Raw genomic sequence first — 16,678 nt, 5'->3', positions numbered from 1 at the left:
GACGTTCATTGGCGCGCCGCGATCGTGTCGCAGTAGTCCAACGCGTCCTCCAGCCTGTCGTTTCCCCAGAACATCTCGCCGCCGACAAAAAACGTCGGCGCACCGAAGATGCCCTTGCTGATGGCCCGTTCGGTCTGCTCGCGCAAACGGAGCTTGTTCGCGTCGCTTTGCGCGGCGTCGATCACGCTCTGCACGGGTAAGCCAAGCGAGTCGAGCGCTTCGCTGACGACGTCGATCGAGCCGATGTCGCGGTCGCCGACGAAATTCAACTGCATGACCTGGCGGCACCAGGCGCCGATCCACGGCTCGTTCGCACCCAGCAGCGCGATGCGCATCGCGAGAAGCGCCGCGCGCGGAAACGTGCTGGGACGCGTGAGCGCAAGGCCGTATTTGCGGCATTGACGCTCCATGTCTTTCCACACGTATGCGCCTTTTTCTTTCTGCAATACGAAGGGCGAGTTCTCGAACCCAAGCTGGCGAAATACCGGGCCGAGCAGAAACGGCCGCCAGACGATCGTCACGTTGCGCGCGGCCGCCAACGCTTCGACCCGCATCATGCTCAGATAGCTGTAGTTGCTGCCGAAGTCGAACCAGAACTCGATCGCGCGCGCCGTCGAGGTTGAGCCTTCATTCATCGCGGTCTCCTGAATCGCGCGTGCCAGTCGCGCATCCGCACTCAGCGTGTTTGCACCGCCACGCGCAGGCCGAGCGAAATGAACAGTACGCCGATGAGCTTGTTCTGCCAGCGCGTCAACCACGTCAAACGCTTCACGAGTTTGCCCAATGGCCGCATCGTCAGGACGATCAGCGTCGTGTAAAGCGCGCTCATGGCAACGAAAATCAGCCCGAGCGTCGCGAACTGCAGGAACGTCGAGCCATGCTCGGGCCGTACGAATTGCGGCAGAAACGCGAGGAAAAACAGCGCGGTCTTCGGGTTCAGCACTTCGGCGGGAATCGCCTGCAAGAACGCCTTCGAACCCGACACCGGCGCGACGACCGGCAGATGCGCACTCGCCTGCTTTTCGCGCAACGCGCGAATGCCCAGATAGACGAGATACGCGGCACCGACGAATTTCACCGCATTGAACGCGAGCGCGGACGTCATCAGCAGCGCGGAGAGGCCAACCGCGGCGCCCAGCGTGTGCACGAAATCGCCGGCTGCGATGCCGAGACCGGTCAGAATGCCGGCCTTGCGTCCACCGTGCATGGTGCGCGTCAAAACCAGCAGCACGGCCGGGCCAGGAATCAGAAAGAGCCCGAGCACGACGGCAACGAAAGTCCCCAACGTGGATAGGTCGAGCATGTCGTCTCCTCGCGATGCGCAGCATCGAAATGATGGGCGCGCGTTCAGCGGACCATTGTAGTCGAACCCGCGAACCTGCCCTCGGCGCCTCGCTCGCATGGACGATCCGTTACCATGTCGGACATCGCGGCGCGTACCGCGTGCTTTCTTTCATCCACCGACGTTTCCGCCTTGCCGACCTATACCCTGCCCGCGCCGCTGAGCGCGGAACTCGAGATTCGCAAGAGCCGCTTCATCGCGTATGCGCTCCCGGTCGCCGATCGCGATGCCGCGATGGCCGAATTGCAGCGTCTGCGCGACGAACATCCGGCCGCGAGGCATGTATGCTGGGCGCTGCTCGCGGGCGGCCAATCCGGCATGTCCGACGACGGCGAACCGTCCGGCACCGCCGGTCGGCCGATTCTCGAAGTGCTGCGGCATCACGATCTGGATGGCGTGCTCGCGGCCGTCGTGCGCTATTACGGCGGTGTGAAGCTCGGCGCGGGCGGTCTGGTGCGCGCGTACACCGATGCGATCGCGTCCGCGCTGCTCGACGCGCCGCGCGTCGAGAGGATTGCCCAGGTTTCGCTGAGCGTCGAAGTCAGTTATGCGGACGAAGCCAAAGTCCGTCGTTGGATGGACGCCGAAGGCTATGCACTGGTGGACAGCGCCTACGGCATGCTGGTGAAGATGACGATGCGCCTGCCCGCCAATGCGCTCGACGGCGCCAAGGCAACGTTGACCGATATCACGCAGGGAAAGGCGGGCTTTTTCTGAGCGGCAGCGGTCGAACGCCCTTCGGGCGTTGTCCCGATGTCCATCGCAATTGCGGCCCGTTATGATGGCCGGGCTAGCCAGCCAGACGCAAGGTTCGCTGCTACCATGCTGTTCTTCACCGGGCTGACTTTACTTAAAAGGGCAACTCCTCTGACTTCGACCGCCGCTTTCTCCCGCATGGCTGCTGCGCGTTCGCCGTTGAGATCCGTCGTGCTCAAGGGCTGCGGCGCCGTGCTGCTGCCCACGCTGTTGTCCGCGTGCTCGTGGTCATGGTTCGGCCTGAACAGCAGCGCCAGCGCGACGCACCCGAAGACCCACGGCACGGGCTCGCTCAGCGTCGCCCCTGCAAGCGACTTCGCGTATCTGCCCGCGCGCGACGGTCATGTCTCCCCGAACCGCATCGAAAACACCGGGATGACCGGGCTCGTCTTGAAGGACGAGGTCAGCCTGGTCGTGCGCAATGGCGTCGCGAACAGTCTGCGAGTGGCCGGTTTCCGGATCGACGACAACAAGCGCGTGCTCAGCGGCAGCATCGAAGCCTTCACGGTGGACGATAAGCGCTCGCCGGCGCTGTGGACACTGAAGATGCACTACGTGGTCGTCGATGCGGCGACCCAGAAAGTCATGTACACGACCACGCGCACCGTGAAGCAGAAGTCGCCGAAATTCACCAGCAACACGATCGCGATCGAAGACACGGTCAAGCTCAGCGTCGATACATTGATCGGCGACCCTGGCTTTATCAAGGCGGTGAACTGAACACGCGGCCGGCGGAAGCGCGGCGCGGTTTCGCTACAATCCCGGTAACGCATCGCGCGCGATCCTCCGCGCGATGCATCGTGATCTCCCGTTCGGAATGCAGCCGTCATGTCCCTTACCGCCTGGCTATTCTTCTTGCCCGCCTGCTTTGCCATCAACCTCGCACCCGGGCCCAATAACCTGCTTTCGATCAACGTCGCCGCACGGCATGGCTTCATCAAGGCATTCGTCGGCGGCAGCGGCCGGCTGCTCGCCTTCGCGATGATGCTGGCGCTCGCCGCGACCGGTCTCGCCGTCGTGCTGCATGCGTCCGAGTGGATCTTTCTGACGATCAAACTCGCGGGCGCCGCTTATCTGATCTGGCTCGCGGTCCAGTTGTGGCGCAGCGACGCGCCCGCCATCGATACATCGCAACCCCAGGAAGCCGCGCTCACGCGCATTGCGCGGCACGAGTTCTTCGTCGCGGCCGGCAATCCGAAGGCAATTCTGGTTTTTACCGCGTTTCTGCCGCAATTCGTCGACGTCGCGCAACCGATACTGCCGCAATTCGCCGCGCTCGGCGCGAGCTTCCTGGTACTCGAATGGGTCGCGATCGCCCTGTATTCGTGGGCCGGTATGTATCTCGGCAAGTGGCTGATGCGCGCGAAGATCCGCCGCTGGTTCAATCGCTGCTGCGGCGGCTTTCTCGCTGCGATCGGCGTGAGTTTTCTGCTGGTTCGGCGCGCCTGAGGCGGGGCCTTTTCATAACGAATAGCTAATACATCGGCGGAGAAACTTTAACTATCAGCTTTCGTTGCTCCACCTTATGCTCGAACCGTGACCGGCCGCGAAGTGGTGCAATGCGGCATTGGGCGAACGGCTTTTTCATCGTCACGGAGCGACATCATGAAGATCTGCATCTTCGGAGCGGGAGCGATTGGCGGTTTAATGGGCGTGCAATTGGCGCGCGCCGGCGCGGACGTCAGCTTCATTGCGCGCGGCCCGCATCTGGCGGCCATGCGTGAGCACGGCGCGCGCCTCATCATGGATGGCGAAACATTCAGCGCGCCGGTGCGCTGCACTTCAGATCCAAGCGAACTCGGCGTTCAGGACGTGGTCATCGTCACGCTGAAGGCGCATTCGCTGCCGGGCGTGGTCGATTCGATGCAGCCACTGCTCGGCAAGCACACGGCGATCGTTACCGGCGTCAACGGCATTCCCTATTGGTACTTCTATCAGCATGGCGGACGCTTTGCCGGGACTCGCCTTGCGAGCGTCGACCCCGACGGTTCGCAATGGACCAAGCTCGGACCCGAGCGCGCGATTGGCTGCGTACTCTATCCGGCGGCGGAAATCGTCGAACCGGGGGTGATCAAGCACGTGTACGGCAAGAAGTTCCCGATCGGCGAACCGAGTGGCGAACGCACCCCGCGCATTCAGCAATTGCACGAAATCATGCAGGCAGCCGGCTTCGAAGCGCCGATTCGCGACAACATTCGCGACGAGATCTGGCTCAAGCTGTGGGGCAATCTGTGCTTCAACCCGATTAGCGCATTGACGCATGCAACGCTCGATGTCCTCACGAGCGACCCGGGCACGCGGGCGGTTTCACGCACGATGATGCTCGAAGCGAAGCGAATCGCGGAACAGTTCGGCGTGCACTTTCGTGTCGACGTGGAAAGGCGTATTGATGGCGCGGGCGCGGTCGGTGCGCACAAGACGTCGACGCTCGTCGATCTCGAGAACCGCAGGCCGATGGAAATCGATCCTTTGCTGACCGTCGTGCAGGAAATGGGCCGACTCGTTGCCGAACCGACACCCACCATCGACGTCGTACTCGCACTGATCAAATTGCGCGAGAAGATGGCATTACAGGGTAATTGACCAGATACTCATTTTCGTCTTGCACCACGACTCAAAGGATCGGATGCCATGCATCCGATCCTTTTTCACATTCGCCGCTATTGATCGATCGCCACCCACACCGCTTTCGGTTCAGTGAAATTCTCGATCGCGACATCGCCGTGCTCGCGACCGAAGCCCGAATCGCCGGCACCACCCCACGGCAAACGCACATCCGTATAGCCGTAAGTATTGATCCACACCGTGCCCGCCTTCAGGTCGCGCGCCACGCGATGCACGCGGCTCAGGTCAGCGCTCCATACGCCGGCCGCGAGACTATACGATGTGCCATTGGCGATGCGGACCGCGTCCGCTTCGTCATCGAACCGAATCACGCTTGCCACGGGCCCAAAGATTTCTTCCTGCGAAATGCGCATCTCGTGCTCGACATTCGCGAACACGGTGGGCTCGACGAAAAAGCCGCGATTGCCGACGCGCGCGCCACCCGTCACGAGCGACGCGCCTTCCGAGCGACCTGTGTCGACATAGCTCAATACGGTTTTCATCTGCGCGGCCGAAATCAGCGGTCCCATCGACGTTTCGCGCAGCGACGGATCGCCGACCTTGATCGACTTCGCGCGCGTAGCCAGACGCTCGACCACTTCGTCATACACGTCACGATGCGCGAGTATCCGCGACCCAGCGGAGCACACTTGCCCCGTATTGAAGAACACGCCCGACGCTGCGGCACGCACCGCATTGTCGAGATTCGCGTCGGCAAAGATCACGTTGGCCGACTTGCCGCCGAGCTCCAGCGTCACGCGTTTGAAGTTGCCCGCCGCGCCCTGCAGGATGCCTCGTCCGACCGAAGGCGAACCGGTGAACGTGACCTTGTCGATACCGGGATGCGACACCAGCGCGTCGCCCACCACACTACCCTTGCCGGTGACGATATTGAGCACGCCCGGCGGCACGCCCGCTTCGAGCGCCAGCTCGCCGATGCGCAACGCGGTGAGCGGCGTGATCTCGGCAGGCTTGACGATCAGCGTGCAACCGCATGCGAGCGCGGGCGCGATCTTCCACATGCCGATCATCAGCGGAAAATTCCATGGCACGATTGCAGCGACCACGCCGACCGGTTCGCGCAGCGTATAGGTCAATGCATCGGGACGCGTCGGCACCACCTGGCCGTTGATCTTGTCGCACCAGCCTGCGTAGTATTCGACGGTATCGATCGCGGCGGGCACGTCCTGACGCATCACCGCGGCAATCGGCTTGCCGCAGTCGAGACTTTCGAGCGCGGTGAGTTCTTCCATGTTCTCGCGCATCAGACCCGCGAGCCGTTGCAGGATGCGGCCGCGTTCGGCGGCGCGAATCGAGTTCCATACCTTCAATGCGCTGCGCGCCGCGCGCACCGCGGCATCGACGTCGGCGGCGCTGCCTTGCGCGACCAGCGCGATCGGTTCTTCGGTCGCGGGGTTGATATCGACGGAATATTCGCCGGTGCCTGGCGGCATGCGCTTGCCGTCGATCAACAGATCATGTTGCCTGAGGTCGGACTGGATATCCATCATGAAGCTCCTTGAGTAGGACGTTATGTGGCTGACTGGCGGCGCATCGATCGAATGCCGCGGCAGGCACTTCCTCCGCGTGACCGGTCGTCGATGCGACGAACTGCGCCCACGCAGCAGCCGCATTGGGACGAAGCGAGCGGTTTCTGCGGTGCATGAGTACCGTCGTCAATGTCGTTTCGGGAACCAGCGGACGACTCACCAACGAAGCGCCCGGCGAAGGCCAATGCGCATCGACAGGCAATACGCCGACACCCAGTCCCAATTCGACCATGCGCGCTACCGCCGCGACGTGTCCGAGTTCCTGCATCGGCCGGCGCTTCAATTCGTTCGCGGCGAGTACGGGTTCGAGCGCGGCACGCACGCCGGTATCGGCATTCAGCGTGATCAGCGGACAATCGCGCAACGCGTGCCATTCGATGCTGTCGTTCTGGGCTAGCGGATGTACGGATGGAAGCACCGCATGCAGTGGCGTAGTGAAAAGTACCTGAGCATGTAAGAGAGGACTATCGACGGGTGCGGTCACGCAGATTGCGCCGAAATCCACTTCACCCTGCTCGACACTGGCCAGTACGCTGCATTGAGGCTGATCCTTGACCGACACGACCAGTTCGGGATAAACCGACGCGCACTGCGCCAAAGCACGCGGCACCCAGCCCGTCGACAACACCGGATTACTCGCGAATAACACGACGCCCGTGTGTCCGTCGTAAGCAGCGCGCTCTTCGAGCAGCGTCAATTCGATTTCTTCGAGCAGCCGGGCGATTCTTCTCTCGAGACTCGCACCCGCATTCGTCAGTTCGACCTGGCGTGTCGTGCGATCGAATAGCTTCAATTCAACTGCGTCTTCCAGTTCACGCACACAACGGCTGATGGCCGACTGCGTCAGATCGAACTCGCGCGCCGCGCGCGTGAAACTGCGCTCGCGCGCGACCGCGACGAATACCTTGAGCTGCTGCAACGAAACATTCATGGCGTCGGTTCCGGGCGCGCGACGCTCACGTCATTCGCCGGATTGTTCCGGCCAGTGACTCATTCTCGACGCATTGCCATTGCCATTGCCATTGCCATGACCTGCGACGGCCAGCGCGCCCTGAGGTTCATCGTGCGATTCGATCCAGCGCGTGCGCATCGGCTCGAGGATGAACTTCGCGGAAATGCCCGCTGCGATCGTGATGACGGCGGAAACGATGAAGACGAGGTTCCAGCCGCCCGTCGCCGCGAGTACCGACGCGATCGGCACCAGCAACGAGGCCGTACCCTTCGCGGTGTACAGCGTGCCTGCATTGGCGGCCGCATACTTGCTGCCGAACGTATCCGCGCACGTCGCCGGGAAGATCGAGAAGATCTCGCCCCAGAACAGGAAGATCAGCGCGGCAAAGACCATGAAGGCATATGGATTGCTGCCGAACTGCATCATGCCGAGCAACGCGAGTCCCTCGCCGATGAAGATCACGAACATCGTGTTTTCACGGCCGATCTTGTCGGAAATGAAGCCGCACAGCGGACGCGTCAAGCCGTTGAAGATATTGTCGATCGACAGCGTGAGAGTCAGCAGCGGCAACGTCAGGCCGAAGGCCGACATCGGAATGCGCGCTATGCCCCAGTCTTTCGCGATCGGGCCGATCTGTGCGGTCGCCATCAAACCACCCGCCGCGACCGCGACGAAGGACGCGTAGATCACCCAGAACACTGGCGTTTTGATCATCTGTCGCGACGTGAAATCGACTTTCGACACCGCGAAGCGGCTCTTGCGTACCCCTGCCTGACGCAAGATCGGCCGCGTCAGGAGCATCGCGAGCAGCAGAATGCTGACGCCTTGCACGATGCCGAAGAACAGGAACGTCTCTTCATAGCCGCGGCGCGTAATCATGTTTGCAATCGGAATCACCGTCAGCGCCGCACCCGCGCCAAAGCCCGCGGCCGTCAAACCAGCGGCGAGACCGCGCCGGTCGGGAAACCATTTGAGCGCATTGCCGACACATGTTCCGTACACGCCGCCCGCGCCTATGCCGCCAATCACCGCGGCGAAATACAACATGCCGAGCGTCGTCGCATACGAATTGAGAATCCACGACAAACCCGCGCATAGCGCGCCGCCTGCCACAACCGGGCGCGGCCCGAATCGATCGACGAGCCAGCCCTCGAACGGCACGAGCCACGTCTCGGTCAGAATGAAGATCGAGAACGCGAGCTGGATCGACGCCTCGCTCCAGTTATGCCGCGCATGCATCGGAGCCACGAATAACGTCCACGCATATTGCAGATTCGCCACCAGCGCCATGCATATCATGCCGATGACCAATTGCGACCATCGGTTACGCCATGACATACCCGTCGTCGATTGCTGGGTGAGATTGTCCATGAGCCTTGTCTCCACTATTTATTTAGTGCAGCCGGCTTACGCGCCGCGCTGGATGCGTCCCGCCTTATCGTTATGGCCCGAGAACTTCGCTATTCGGGAAACCTCGAAGTCGATGCTTTCATGCTTTTCCGCCAATCCCCCGAACCCGCGTTTCGATGATAGTTCTTGCTTTATTCCGACCAGAACCACGCTTCGGCCGGTAAGCATTGCAGCTTATTCCCCGCTTATTGGGTCCGCCGCACCACATATCTATGCGTTAACCCGCGTATTACAGTGGCTATTGGGCTTGTTATTGGTTTCATGCTAGGGTCATTGCTGAATTACTCATAATTAAAGTTTGTTATTATGTCGATTCACGTTTCCTTATACATCGACCATGACGATGCGCAATGCAACTCTGCGGCAACTGAAGGTCTTTGAAACGGTGGCGCGCCACCTGAGTTTTTCGCGCGCCGCGGAGGAATTGCATCTGACTCAGCCAGCCGTTTCCACCCAGGTCCGGCAACTCGAAGAACATGCGGGGCTGCCTCTGTTCGAGCAACTCGGCAAAAAGATCTATCTGACGCCGGCCGGCACCGAAATGCTTCACTACAGTCGCGCGATCATGCAGCAGTTCCATGAAGTCGACGAAGCGATGAGCCAGTTGAAGGGCGTCTCCGGCGGCAAGCTGAATGTCGCCGTGATCAGCGCAGGCGACTACTTCTTTCCGCGCCTTCTCGCCGAATTCACGCGTCGCTATTCGGGTGTCGATCTGAATCTCGCGGTGCACAACCGCGAAGAACTGCTGCATCAGTTGGCGACCAATCAGACCGACCTCGCGGTGATGGTGCGTCCGCCGCACGAAACCGACGCAACCAATGAACCGTTCGCGCCGCATCCGTACGTGATCGTCGCGGCGCCCACTCATCCGCTTGCGCACAAGCGCAATATCCGCTTCAGTCAACTCGCGAACGAGGCGTTCATCGTGCGCGAACGCGGCTCCGATACGTGGAATTCGATGGAAGAGGGTTTTGCCGGCCGACTGTCCAATCTGAAGATCGCGATGGAGATCAAGAGCACCGAGACGATCAAGCAGGCGGTCATTGCCGGAATGGGCATCGCGTTTCTGTCCGCCCATACGATCAGCCTCGAATTGCAACTGGGTCATCTGGTCGTGCTCGACGTCGAGAGCTTTCCGGTCATGCTCAATTGGTACGTCGTGCATCGGAAGAACAAACGTCTGCCGCCGGTCGCCGTCGCCTTCAAACGCTTCCTCGTGGAGGAAGGCGCCAATCTGATCGAAAAGATCACGCGCGCGAAGGAACTGAGCGTGCATAAGCCTTAAGCTATGGAAAGCCAATAAAACTTTAACTATTACAAATCGATCGCGACTTCTATGCTGCAAACGAGTTCTCTCACTTGCGAGCCGAGGAGGCCGATCATGAACCACACTCCGGTTGAATCCCGTATTAGTACGCGCAACGCTCGCACAGCGGCGGCGGATTACCAGGACCATCCCGACGATGCGCATCTGAGCGCCTACAATGCCGCGTTCAGCGATCTCGGGCTGCGGTTTCGCTGGGACCGCGCGACACTCGACATGCTGAAAGAGTTCAATGGCGAGTTGGCGCGAATCACCGCTTATATCGAGCGCTATCACAGCCATCTGCATCGCGCGTACGATGCCGACTTTCTCGCGCAACTCATTCTGCACAGGAAGACGCAGTACTACAGCGAATTCGCCGCGGCAGTTGGTGACTAGAAGCATTGAACAAGACTCGGGCGGCGGGATCATCATCCCGCCGTCTTCGCTATTGGCAATCAGGTTTGTCAGGGGCGTATGCATCGTCGATTAGCGGCGCGTAGTGAAATGAACCGGCCGCTTGTGCGTACATTTGCGTGAGCCGTCGCGCTGGCGCCCATTGCTTCGTCTACCGTCACGCGCATTCCGACGATCTGCCCAGGCGCTCAAGCGCATCATCGCCGGCGCGACATCGCGAAGCGCCCACGTCTGCTCTTCTCCACCATGCCACTCGAGGTTCGCGAGCAGGCCCGGCTTGCCGATCGCCAGGCCCTCGCTGCGCGCGGCGACCGCACGCATGCGCGGTGCGCAACCGTCGTGATGCGCCGCGTGAGCGGGGTCGGCCGAGTACTCGCGGCTCAGCATCAGATGCACGCCCATCGCCATTGCCAGCGCGCCCGTGGCGAGCAATGCCGCGAGTCCGAATGGCTGTGCCTGTTCGGTGACGAAGCTGTAACCGAGCCAGCCGCATAACAGCAGCGCAAACAGATTGACGACGTGATGGCCCGGCAGCGCGGCCGCGTCGCGTTGCAATACGCCGCGCATTTTGCAGAACGCGATCGCACAGGTCGCGAAGATCAGCGCGCCGATCAATACGGCTGAAAATAGTTCGATGCGTTCGGTGTTCTCGCGCGTCGCGGCCAACAGGTAACCCATCAAGCCTATCGACGCGACCGCCAAACCAATGCCGCCGCCAAGCAATGCAAGCATCCGGGCCCTGTGTGTCGGATCTCGTTCGCGCACGCATGTGTGCCGATGCGCCGAACGCCCGCCGAACTGTCGTCGCGTGAGCGCGGTCACTGCCACCGTCAGCACGGTGACCAACGCCATCGCGACGGCCACCGCAAGCAGCAGCAACAGGTCCATCAACACGGCACTCCCACAGGCTTGCGGCATGCGTGATCCTCCGTGATGCGATGAAAAGGCAAGAGCCCGAGGTCCCTGCCCTCGTCAACCGGCGTTCGCGGTATCGCCCAAGCGCCGTGGCTCGTCGCGCGGCGCCGCGCTCAAGGTATTGCTCAGCGTGCCGATCCCATCGATCGTGATCGACACCGTTGCACCGTCCCTGATCGAACCCACGCCCAACGAAGTGCCACACGCGATCACGTCGCCGGGCTCGAGCGTCAGATCCTGCGAAATCAGGCTCACCTGCTCGGCCGGCGAAAAGACCATATCGGCGAGCGGATAGTTCTGACGCTCGACCCCGTCGAGCGTCGTCAGCAGGCGCGCGGCCCGCCAGTCGAAACCGGAGACGATGGCCGGACCCAGACAACAGAAAGTATCGAAGCTTTTCGCGCGGCACCACTGCGGAAAATGCGGATTCTCGTTGAGCAGATCGGCGGCGGTGACGTCGTTGACGAGCGTGAAGCCGAAAATCGCCGCCTCCGCCTGCTGCACATCCAGATCGCGGCAACGCTGGCCGATCACGATACCGAGTTCGCCCTCGTAGACGATCTTGCCCGCATAATGCCGCGGCCGGCGGATCGGCTCGCCCGTGCCGATTACCGACGCCGCCGGCTTCATCAGAAACAGCGGATGGGTAGGCACGGGTTTGTCGAGCTTCGCCGCGAGCGCGTGATAGTTATTCCACAGTGCGACGATCTTGCCCGGCGCGCACGGCGCCAGCGGCGTCAGTGCGCGCAGCGACAGAACCGCGCCGGTCGGCACCGGCTGCGCGAGACTTTCGTACTCGTGCAGGTAGGCGCCTTCGACACGACCGAACACGATGCCGCCGTCGCCCGACATGAACCGCATCCACGTCTGCATGCCTCGCTCCTAGATCGCGCCAGCCGTGCGCAGCGCCATGATCTGCTCGGCCGAATAACCGAGCTCGGCCATCACTTCATCGGTATGTTCGCCAAGCAACGGCGAGCGTTTGACGTCGGTCGGGCTGTCGGACAGCTTGATCGGATTGCCGACGGTCAGATACTTGCCGCGCTGCGGATGATCGACTTCGACGATCGTGCCGGTTTTGCGCAGCGACGGCTCCTCGGCAATTTCCTTCATCGACAGAATCGGCCCGCACGGAATGTCGTATTTGTTCAGGATCTGCATCGCCTCGAACTTGGTCTTCGTCATCGTCCAGCGTTCGATTTCGGCGAAGATCTCCTTCAGCCGCGGCAGGCGCGCGGGCGCTGTCGCGTAGTCGGGGTCCGTGGCCCACTCTTCCTTGCCGATCACGTTGCAGATCTTCGCCCACACGGGCGCCTGCGTGATGAAGTAGATATATGCGTTGGGGTCCGTCTCCCACCCCTTGCACTTCAGAATCCAGCCCGGCTGCCCGCCGCCCGACGCATTGCCCGCGCGCGGCACCGCGTCGCCGAACGTGCCGTTCGGATATTGCGGATACTCTTTCAACACGCCGGTGCGGTCGAGCCGCTGCTGATCGCGCAGTTTGACGCGGCACAGATTGAGCACGCCGTCCTGCATCGCGGCGAGCACGCGCTGGCCGCGTCCGGTATGCGTGCGTTGATAGAGCGCGGTGACGATGCCGAGCGCGAGATGCAGCCCTGTGCCGCTATCGCCGATCTGCGCGCCGGTCACGACCGGCGGCCCGTCGTCGAAGCCGGTGGTCGACGCCGCGCCGCCCGCGCATTGCGCGACGTTCTCATAGACTTTGCAGTCCTCGTAAGGACCGGGACCGAAGCCCTTCACCGATGCGACGATCATGCGCGGATTCAGTTCCTGAATCCGCTCCCACGTGAAGCCCATCCTGTCGAGTGCGCCCGGTGCGAAGTTTTCGACCAGTACGTCGCATTTCTGGATCAGCGCTTCGAGCACCTGCTTGCCTTCCGGATGCTTGGTGTCGATCGTGACCGAGCGCTTGTTGTGATTGAGCATCGTGAAGTAAAGGCTATCCACGTCGGGAATATCACGCAGTTGCTCGCGCGTGATGTCGCCCGCGCCTGCCCGTTCCACCTTGATCACGTCCGCGCCGAACCATGCGAGCAATTGCGTGCAGGTCGGTCCCGATTGCACATGCGTGAAATCGAGGATGCGCACACCGTCGAGTGCCTTGGCCATGTCGTGTCTCCTGAACGATGAAGGTTATTTGTACATGGTCTGGTTCTTCGTGCCCGGTGCGTATTCACGCGGGTCGACCCAGATGTTGACCACCGCCGAGCGGCCCGTGCGATGAATCGCTTCGCGCGCACGCTGTAGCGCGCTCGCGATCTGCGCGGGATCGCGCACTTCCTCGCCATAGCCGCCGAGCATTTCGGCGAATTTGCTGAACGGCACGTCGCCGAGCAGATTGCCGACGTTGCCGCGTTCGTCGCCATATTTGGCGAGCTGGCCGTAGCGGATCTGGTTCATCGCCGAGTTGTTGCCAACCACCGCGAGATACGGCGCGCCGAAGCGGTTCGCGGTTTCCATGTCGAACGCGGTCATGCCGAACGAGCCGTCGCCGTAATAGCAGAGCACTTCCTTGTGCGGATGCGCGAGCTTCGCCGCGAGCGCGAAGCCGGTGCCGACGCCGAGCGAGCCGAGCGCGCCGGGGTCCATCCACTGCCCCGGTCGGCGCGGCCGCACCGCTTGCGCGGAGATCGTCACGACGTCGCCGCCGTCGCCGATATAGATGGTGTCGTCGGACAGGAATTCGTTGAGTTCGTACGCGACGCGGTACGGATGAATCGGCGTGCTATTCGAGCGGAACAGCGGCAGCAGTTTTTCGGTCGCGGTCGCTTCGGCGTCACGCAACTGCGCCATCCATTTGCGGCGCGCCTGACGCCTGTCGTCCTTGATACGACCGCTCGCGGCTTGCAGCACGGCAGCGAGAATCGCGCCCGGATCGCCGACGAGGCCCAGATCGATATCGCGATTCTTGCCGACGGTTCGGTAGTCCATATCGATCTGCACCAGCGTCAATTCCTTGCTGATGCGTCGACCGTAGCCCATGCGGAAATCGAACGGCGTGCCGACCACGATCAGCACGTCGGCATTCGCAAACGCCTGCGAACGCGTGCGATCGAAGTGATGCGGATCGCCGGGCGGCAGCAGTCCGCGGCTCGCGCCGTTGAAGTAGCCGGGAATCTCGATGCCGCGCAGCAGCGCGATCGCTTCCTCGTGACCGCGCGCGGTCCACACCTGCTGACCGTACAGGATCGCGGGGCGTTCGGCGTTGACGAGGATATCCGCGAGTTTTTCGATGTCGCGCGGATCGCCGATCGATTTCGTCGACGCGCGATAGCGGCCCGGCCGCGGCACGATCGCGCGCGTCGCGTCGACTTCGCGGTCGAGCACGTCGCGCGGAATTTCCAGGTAGGCGGGACCGGGCGCGCCGTTGAAGCATTCGCGAGCGGCCATCGAGATCATGTCGGCGACGCGCTCGGTGCTCGATACGCTCGCGGCGAACTTCGTGATCGGCGCCATGATGTCGACGTGCGGCAGGTCCTGCAGCGAGCCCATCTTGTGCTGGGTCAGCGCGCCCTGCCCGCCGATGTGCAGGATCGGGCTTTCCGAGCGGAACGCGGTGGCGATGCCGGTCACCGCGTTCGTGCAGCCGGGGCCGGCGGTGGTCACCACGCAGCCGAGCTTGCCGGTCTGGCGCGCGTAGCCGTCGGCTGCGTGCGCGGCGACCTGCTCATGGCGCACGTCGATGATGCGGATGCCTTCGTCGACGCAGCCGTCGTAGATATCGATGATGTGGCCGCCGCACAGGGTGAAGATCGTGTCGATCCCCTCGTTTTTCAGCGCCTTCGCAACCAGATGGCCGCCCGACACGATGCCCGCGTCGCGGGTCTTCTGCTTGAGCGTGTCGTCGGCGGTCGTGGTGGCCGTGGCCGGACTCAGGGATGAAACAACTGCAGACATGGTCATCTCCTCATCTATCGGATGTGCAACGGTTATCGACGGACGCGTCCGCTTCGATATACGTCCGGCTGCACCGACGTCTCACGGCTTCGAAGATACCGTATGTGATATATCACATTGGTTCAAGCCAATTTTCGAGACAGAAACGGCGCGAGGTTCTTGCTGCTCAAGCTTGCCAGGCGCAGCTTTGCGCTGAATCTGCAAGGCTTTGCGGCGGTTGTTTCAAGGGAAAACACCGAGTCGCGAATGGCGGCTGTCGTTGTTGATATATCACATACCATATTTTTAAGACCGTCAAGCACGATTTATCCCGCAGCGGGGTGCTCGCTCGAAGCTCGCGAACGCAAAAAGCCCGCGTTGCTTGCACACCGCGGGCTTTCGACACCAGCAGGCAATCAGGCGTTTACGCCGCCATCAATCGAGAAAATCGCAATTGGCTTCGACGAACGCCGCGAGATCGAGCGAATGCTGACGCGTGAGCCGCTCGGCCAGTTCGGTATCGCGCTTCTCCAGCGCCTCGATGATGCGCAGATGATCGACGATCGAGCGCGCGGCCCGGTCGCTCTGCGAGATGGTCATGCGCCGGATCGCGCGCACGTGGATGAAGATGTTTTTGATGGTGTCGAGAATGATCTGCGACTTCGACAACTCGACGATCGCCTGGTGAAACGCGATGTTCGCGTCCGAATACTCGGCGATATGCTCGGCCGGCGTCGTGTCGCGGAAATTGTCGAACATATGACGCAGGCGGCCGATTTCCTCGTCGGTCGCATGCAGCGTGGCAAGACGCGCGGCCATGCTTTCGAGCGCGGCCCACATCTGGATCATCTCGACGATTTCGCGCTTGCTCTTGCGCACGATGTAGATGCCGCGCCGCGGCACCATGCGCAGAAAGCCCTCCTGCTCGAGCAGTGTCATCGCCTCGCGCACCGGCGTGCGGCTCACGCCGAGCGATTCGCTGAGCACGCGCTCGTCGAGACGGATTTCTTCGCGATTCTGGTAGATATCCGCGTCGGCGATTGCCTGACGCAGCATCGCATACGCCTGATCGCGCAAGCTCGCGCTCGCGCCGATAGGCTGCAAGGAGAGGGTCAACGGGGTGGCCACTGTTTCAGTTGGAAGTTCTGACGACATTCATCGCCTCTGCTTGAACACGCGCGCGATTCGGCGCCGCCGCTTTGCCGCGCTGCTCGCCGAGCCCCACGAAGCGGCCATGCTGCGATGCACGCGCTCCGATCGAGTCGGGAATCCAGTCGGTCAGCAAAACGGTGGCGGCACAGCCCAACCCTACGACAGCGACGGCGAACAGCGCGAGAGGTACGAATTCCACGTGCAACTCCGAAGATTGAGAAAGATGATTCCTCAATCATATGCTGCAACGCCGCATTTTTCAATATTCGGTATGTAGTATATCAATACCTGTTGTTTTTAAGATGCCCCACGTTAGCACGCCGTAGGGCTCCGTGGCTCGCCCATCATTGCCCGCGATGGGCTCCTTGGCGCTTGGTGTA

General features: G+C 61.8%; 17 protein-coding genes. 6 read left to right on the top strand and 11 right to left on the bottom strand.

What is annotated here, in order from left to right; genetic code table 11:
* Positions 1 to 5: 5 nt before the first annotated feature.
* Together AB3X95_RS17285 and AB3X95_RS17280 are read right to left on the bottom strand one after the other, a co-directional pair.
* The gene (locus AB3X95_RS17285) at positions 6 to 635 is read right to left on the bottom strand and encodes a 2-hydroxychromene-2-carboxylate isomerase (RefSeq protein ID WP_368622000.1); all 630 of its coding nucleotides are present in this window, start codon (positions 633 to 635) and stop codon (positions 6 to 8) included.
* Positions 636 to 676: 41 nt separating this feature from the next.
* Complete coding sequence (locus AB3X95_RS17280; RefSeq protein ID WP_013091224.1) at positions 677 to 1,303, bottom strand: LysE family translocator; 627 nt, start codon at positions 1,301 to 1,303, stop codon at positions 677 to 679.
* Positions 1,304 to 1,417: 114 nt separating this feature from the next.
* On the opposite strand from AB3X95_RS17280, the gene AB3X95_RS17275 reads away from it, so the two are divergent.
* From AB3X95_RS17275 to AB3X95_RS17260, 4 genes are all read left to right on the top strand, one after another.
* Complete coding sequence (locus tag AB3X95_RS17275) at positions 1,418 to 2,059, top strand: YigZ family protein (protein WP_368621999.1); 642 nt, start codon at positions 1,418 to 1,420, stop codon at positions 2,057 to 2,059.
* A 177-nt stretch (positions 2,060 to 2,236) separates the two neighbouring features.
* Positions 2,237 to 2,818 carry a hypothetical protein gene (locus AB3X95_RS17270; protein WP_176120709.1) on the top strand — a complete coding sequence of 194 codons (582 nt, stop codon included), beginning with the start codon at positions 2,237 to 2,239 and terminating at the stop codon, positions 2,816 to 2,818.
* A gap of 108 nt (positions 2,819 to 2,926) precedes the next feature.
* Positions 2,927 to 3,547, top strand: coding sequence for a LysE family translocator (locus AB3X95_RS17265; RefSeq protein ID WP_176107662.1), 621 nt, complete (start codon positions 2,927 to 2,929; stop codon positions 3,545 to 3,547).
* Between the two features lie 156 nt (positions 3,548 to 3,703).
* Entirely contained in the window at positions 3,704 to 4,681 is a 978-nt protein-coding gene (locus AB3X95_RS17260) for a 2-dehydropantoate 2-reductase (protein ID WP_176107661.1), read from the top strand.
* Between the two features lie 77 nt (positions 4,682 to 4,758).
* On the opposite strand, the gene AB3X95_RS17255 is transcribed toward AB3X95_RS17260, so the two are convergent.
* The 3 genes from AB3X95_RS17255 to oxlT are packed head-to-tail and all read right to left on the bottom strand — an operon-like array spanning position 4,759 to position 8,575.
* Entirely contained in the window at positions 4,759 to 6,210 is a 1,452-nt protein-coding gene (locus tag AB3X95_RS17255) for an aldehyde dehydrogenase family protein (RefSeq protein WP_176120708.1), read from the bottom strand.
* Positions 6,179 to 7,183, bottom strand: a complete 1,005-nt coding sequence (locus tag AB3X95_RS17250) for a LysR family transcriptional regulator (RefSeq protein WP_368621998.1) — start codon at positions 7,181 to 7,183, stop codon at positions 6,179 to 6,181. Before AB3X95_RS17250 ends, AB3X95_RS17255 begins: the two co-directional genes overlap by 32 nt.
* A 30-nt stretch (positions 7,184 to 7,213) precedes the next feature.
* Positions 7,214 to 8,575 carry an oxalate/formate MFS antiporter gene (gene oxlT, locus AB3X95_RS17245; protein WP_368621997.1) on the bottom strand — a complete coding sequence of 454 codons (1,362 nt, stop codon included), beginning with the start codon at positions 8,573 to 8,575 and terminating at the stop codon, positions 7,214 to 7,216.
* A gap of 376 nt (positions 8,576 to 8,951) precedes the next feature.
* Here oxlT and AB3X95_RS17240 point away from each other — a divergent pair, with 376 nt between their 5' ends.
* Positions 8,952 to 9,899, top strand: a complete 948-nt coding sequence (locus AB3X95_RS17240) for a LysR family transcriptional regulator (RefSeq protein WP_184228548.1) — start codon at positions 8,952 to 8,954, stop codon at positions 9,897 to 9,899.
* A 96-nt stretch (positions 9,900 to 9,995) separates the two neighbouring features.
* The gene (locus AB3X95_RS17235) at positions 9,996 to 10,316 is read left to right on the top strand and encodes a hypothetical protein (protein ID WP_184228549.1); all 321 of its coding nucleotides are present in this window, start codon (positions 9,996 to 9,998) and stop codon (positions 10,314 to 10,316) included.
* A gap of 90 nt (positions 10,317 to 10,406) precedes the next feature.
* Here AB3X95_RS17235 and AB3X95_RS17230 read toward each other — a convergent pair whose 3' ends face one another.
* The 6 genes from AB3X95_RS17230 to AB3X95_RS17205 all read right to left on the bottom strand — a co-directional run bounded on the left by AB3X95_RS17230 (position 10,407) and on the right by AB3X95_RS17205 (position 16,497).
* Positions 10,407 to 11,252: an NAD(P)(+) transhydrogenase (Re/Si-specific) subunit beta gene (locus AB3X95_RS17230; protein ID WP_368621996.1), complete on the bottom strand. Its 846-nt coding sequence runs from the start codon at positions 11,250 to 11,252 to the stop codon at positions 10,407 to 10,409.
* A gap of 54 nt (positions 11,253 to 11,306) precedes the next feature.
* Positions 11,307 to 12,122: a fumarylacetoacetate hydrolase family protein gene (locus tag AB3X95_RS17225; RefSeq protein ID WP_176368374.1), complete on the bottom strand. Its 816-nt coding sequence runs from the start codon at positions 12,120 to 12,122 to the stop codon at positions 11,307 to 11,309.
* A gap of 9 nt (positions 12,123 to 12,131) precedes the next feature.
* Positions 12,132 to 13,379, bottom strand: a complete 1,248-nt coding sequence (frc, locus tag AB3X95_RS17220) for a formyl-CoA transferase (RefSeq protein WP_176368373.1) — start codon at positions 13,377 to 13,379, stop codon at positions 12,132 to 12,134.
* 24 nt (positions 13,380 to 13,403) lie between these two features.
* Positions 13,404 to 15,167 carry a thiamine pyrophosphate-binding protein gene (locus tag AB3X95_RS17215; protein WP_176120703.1) on the bottom strand — a complete coding sequence of 588 codons (1,764 nt, stop codon included), beginning with the start codon at positions 15,165 to 15,167 and terminating at the stop codon, positions 13,404 to 13,406.
* Between the two features lie 414 nt (positions 15,168 to 15,581).
* The gene (locus AB3X95_RS17210) at positions 15,582 to 16,301 is read right to left on the bottom strand and encodes a GntR family transcriptional regulator (RefSeq protein ID WP_013091210.1); all 720 of its coding nucleotides are present in this window, start codon (positions 16,299 to 16,301) and stop codon (positions 15,582 to 15,584) included.
* Positions 16,279 to 16,497, bottom strand: a complete 219-nt coding sequence (locus AB3X95_RS17205; RefSeq protein WP_176120702.1) for a hypothetical protein — start codon at positions 16,495 to 16,497, stop codon at positions 16,279 to 16,281. The genes AB3X95_RS17210 and AB3X95_RS17205 overlap by 23 nt, the downstream gene beginning before the upstream one ends.
* Positions 16,498 to 16,678: the final 181 nt, after the last annotated feature.

The sequence above is a fragment of the Paraburkholderia sp. BR13444 genome, from assembly GCF_040948755.1.
GTDB lineage: Bacteria > Pseudomonadota > Gammaproteobacteria > Burkholderiales > Burkholderiaceae > Paraburkholderia > Paraburkholderia youngii.
This window is presented reverse-complemented; position numbering and strand designations above follow the sequence as displayed.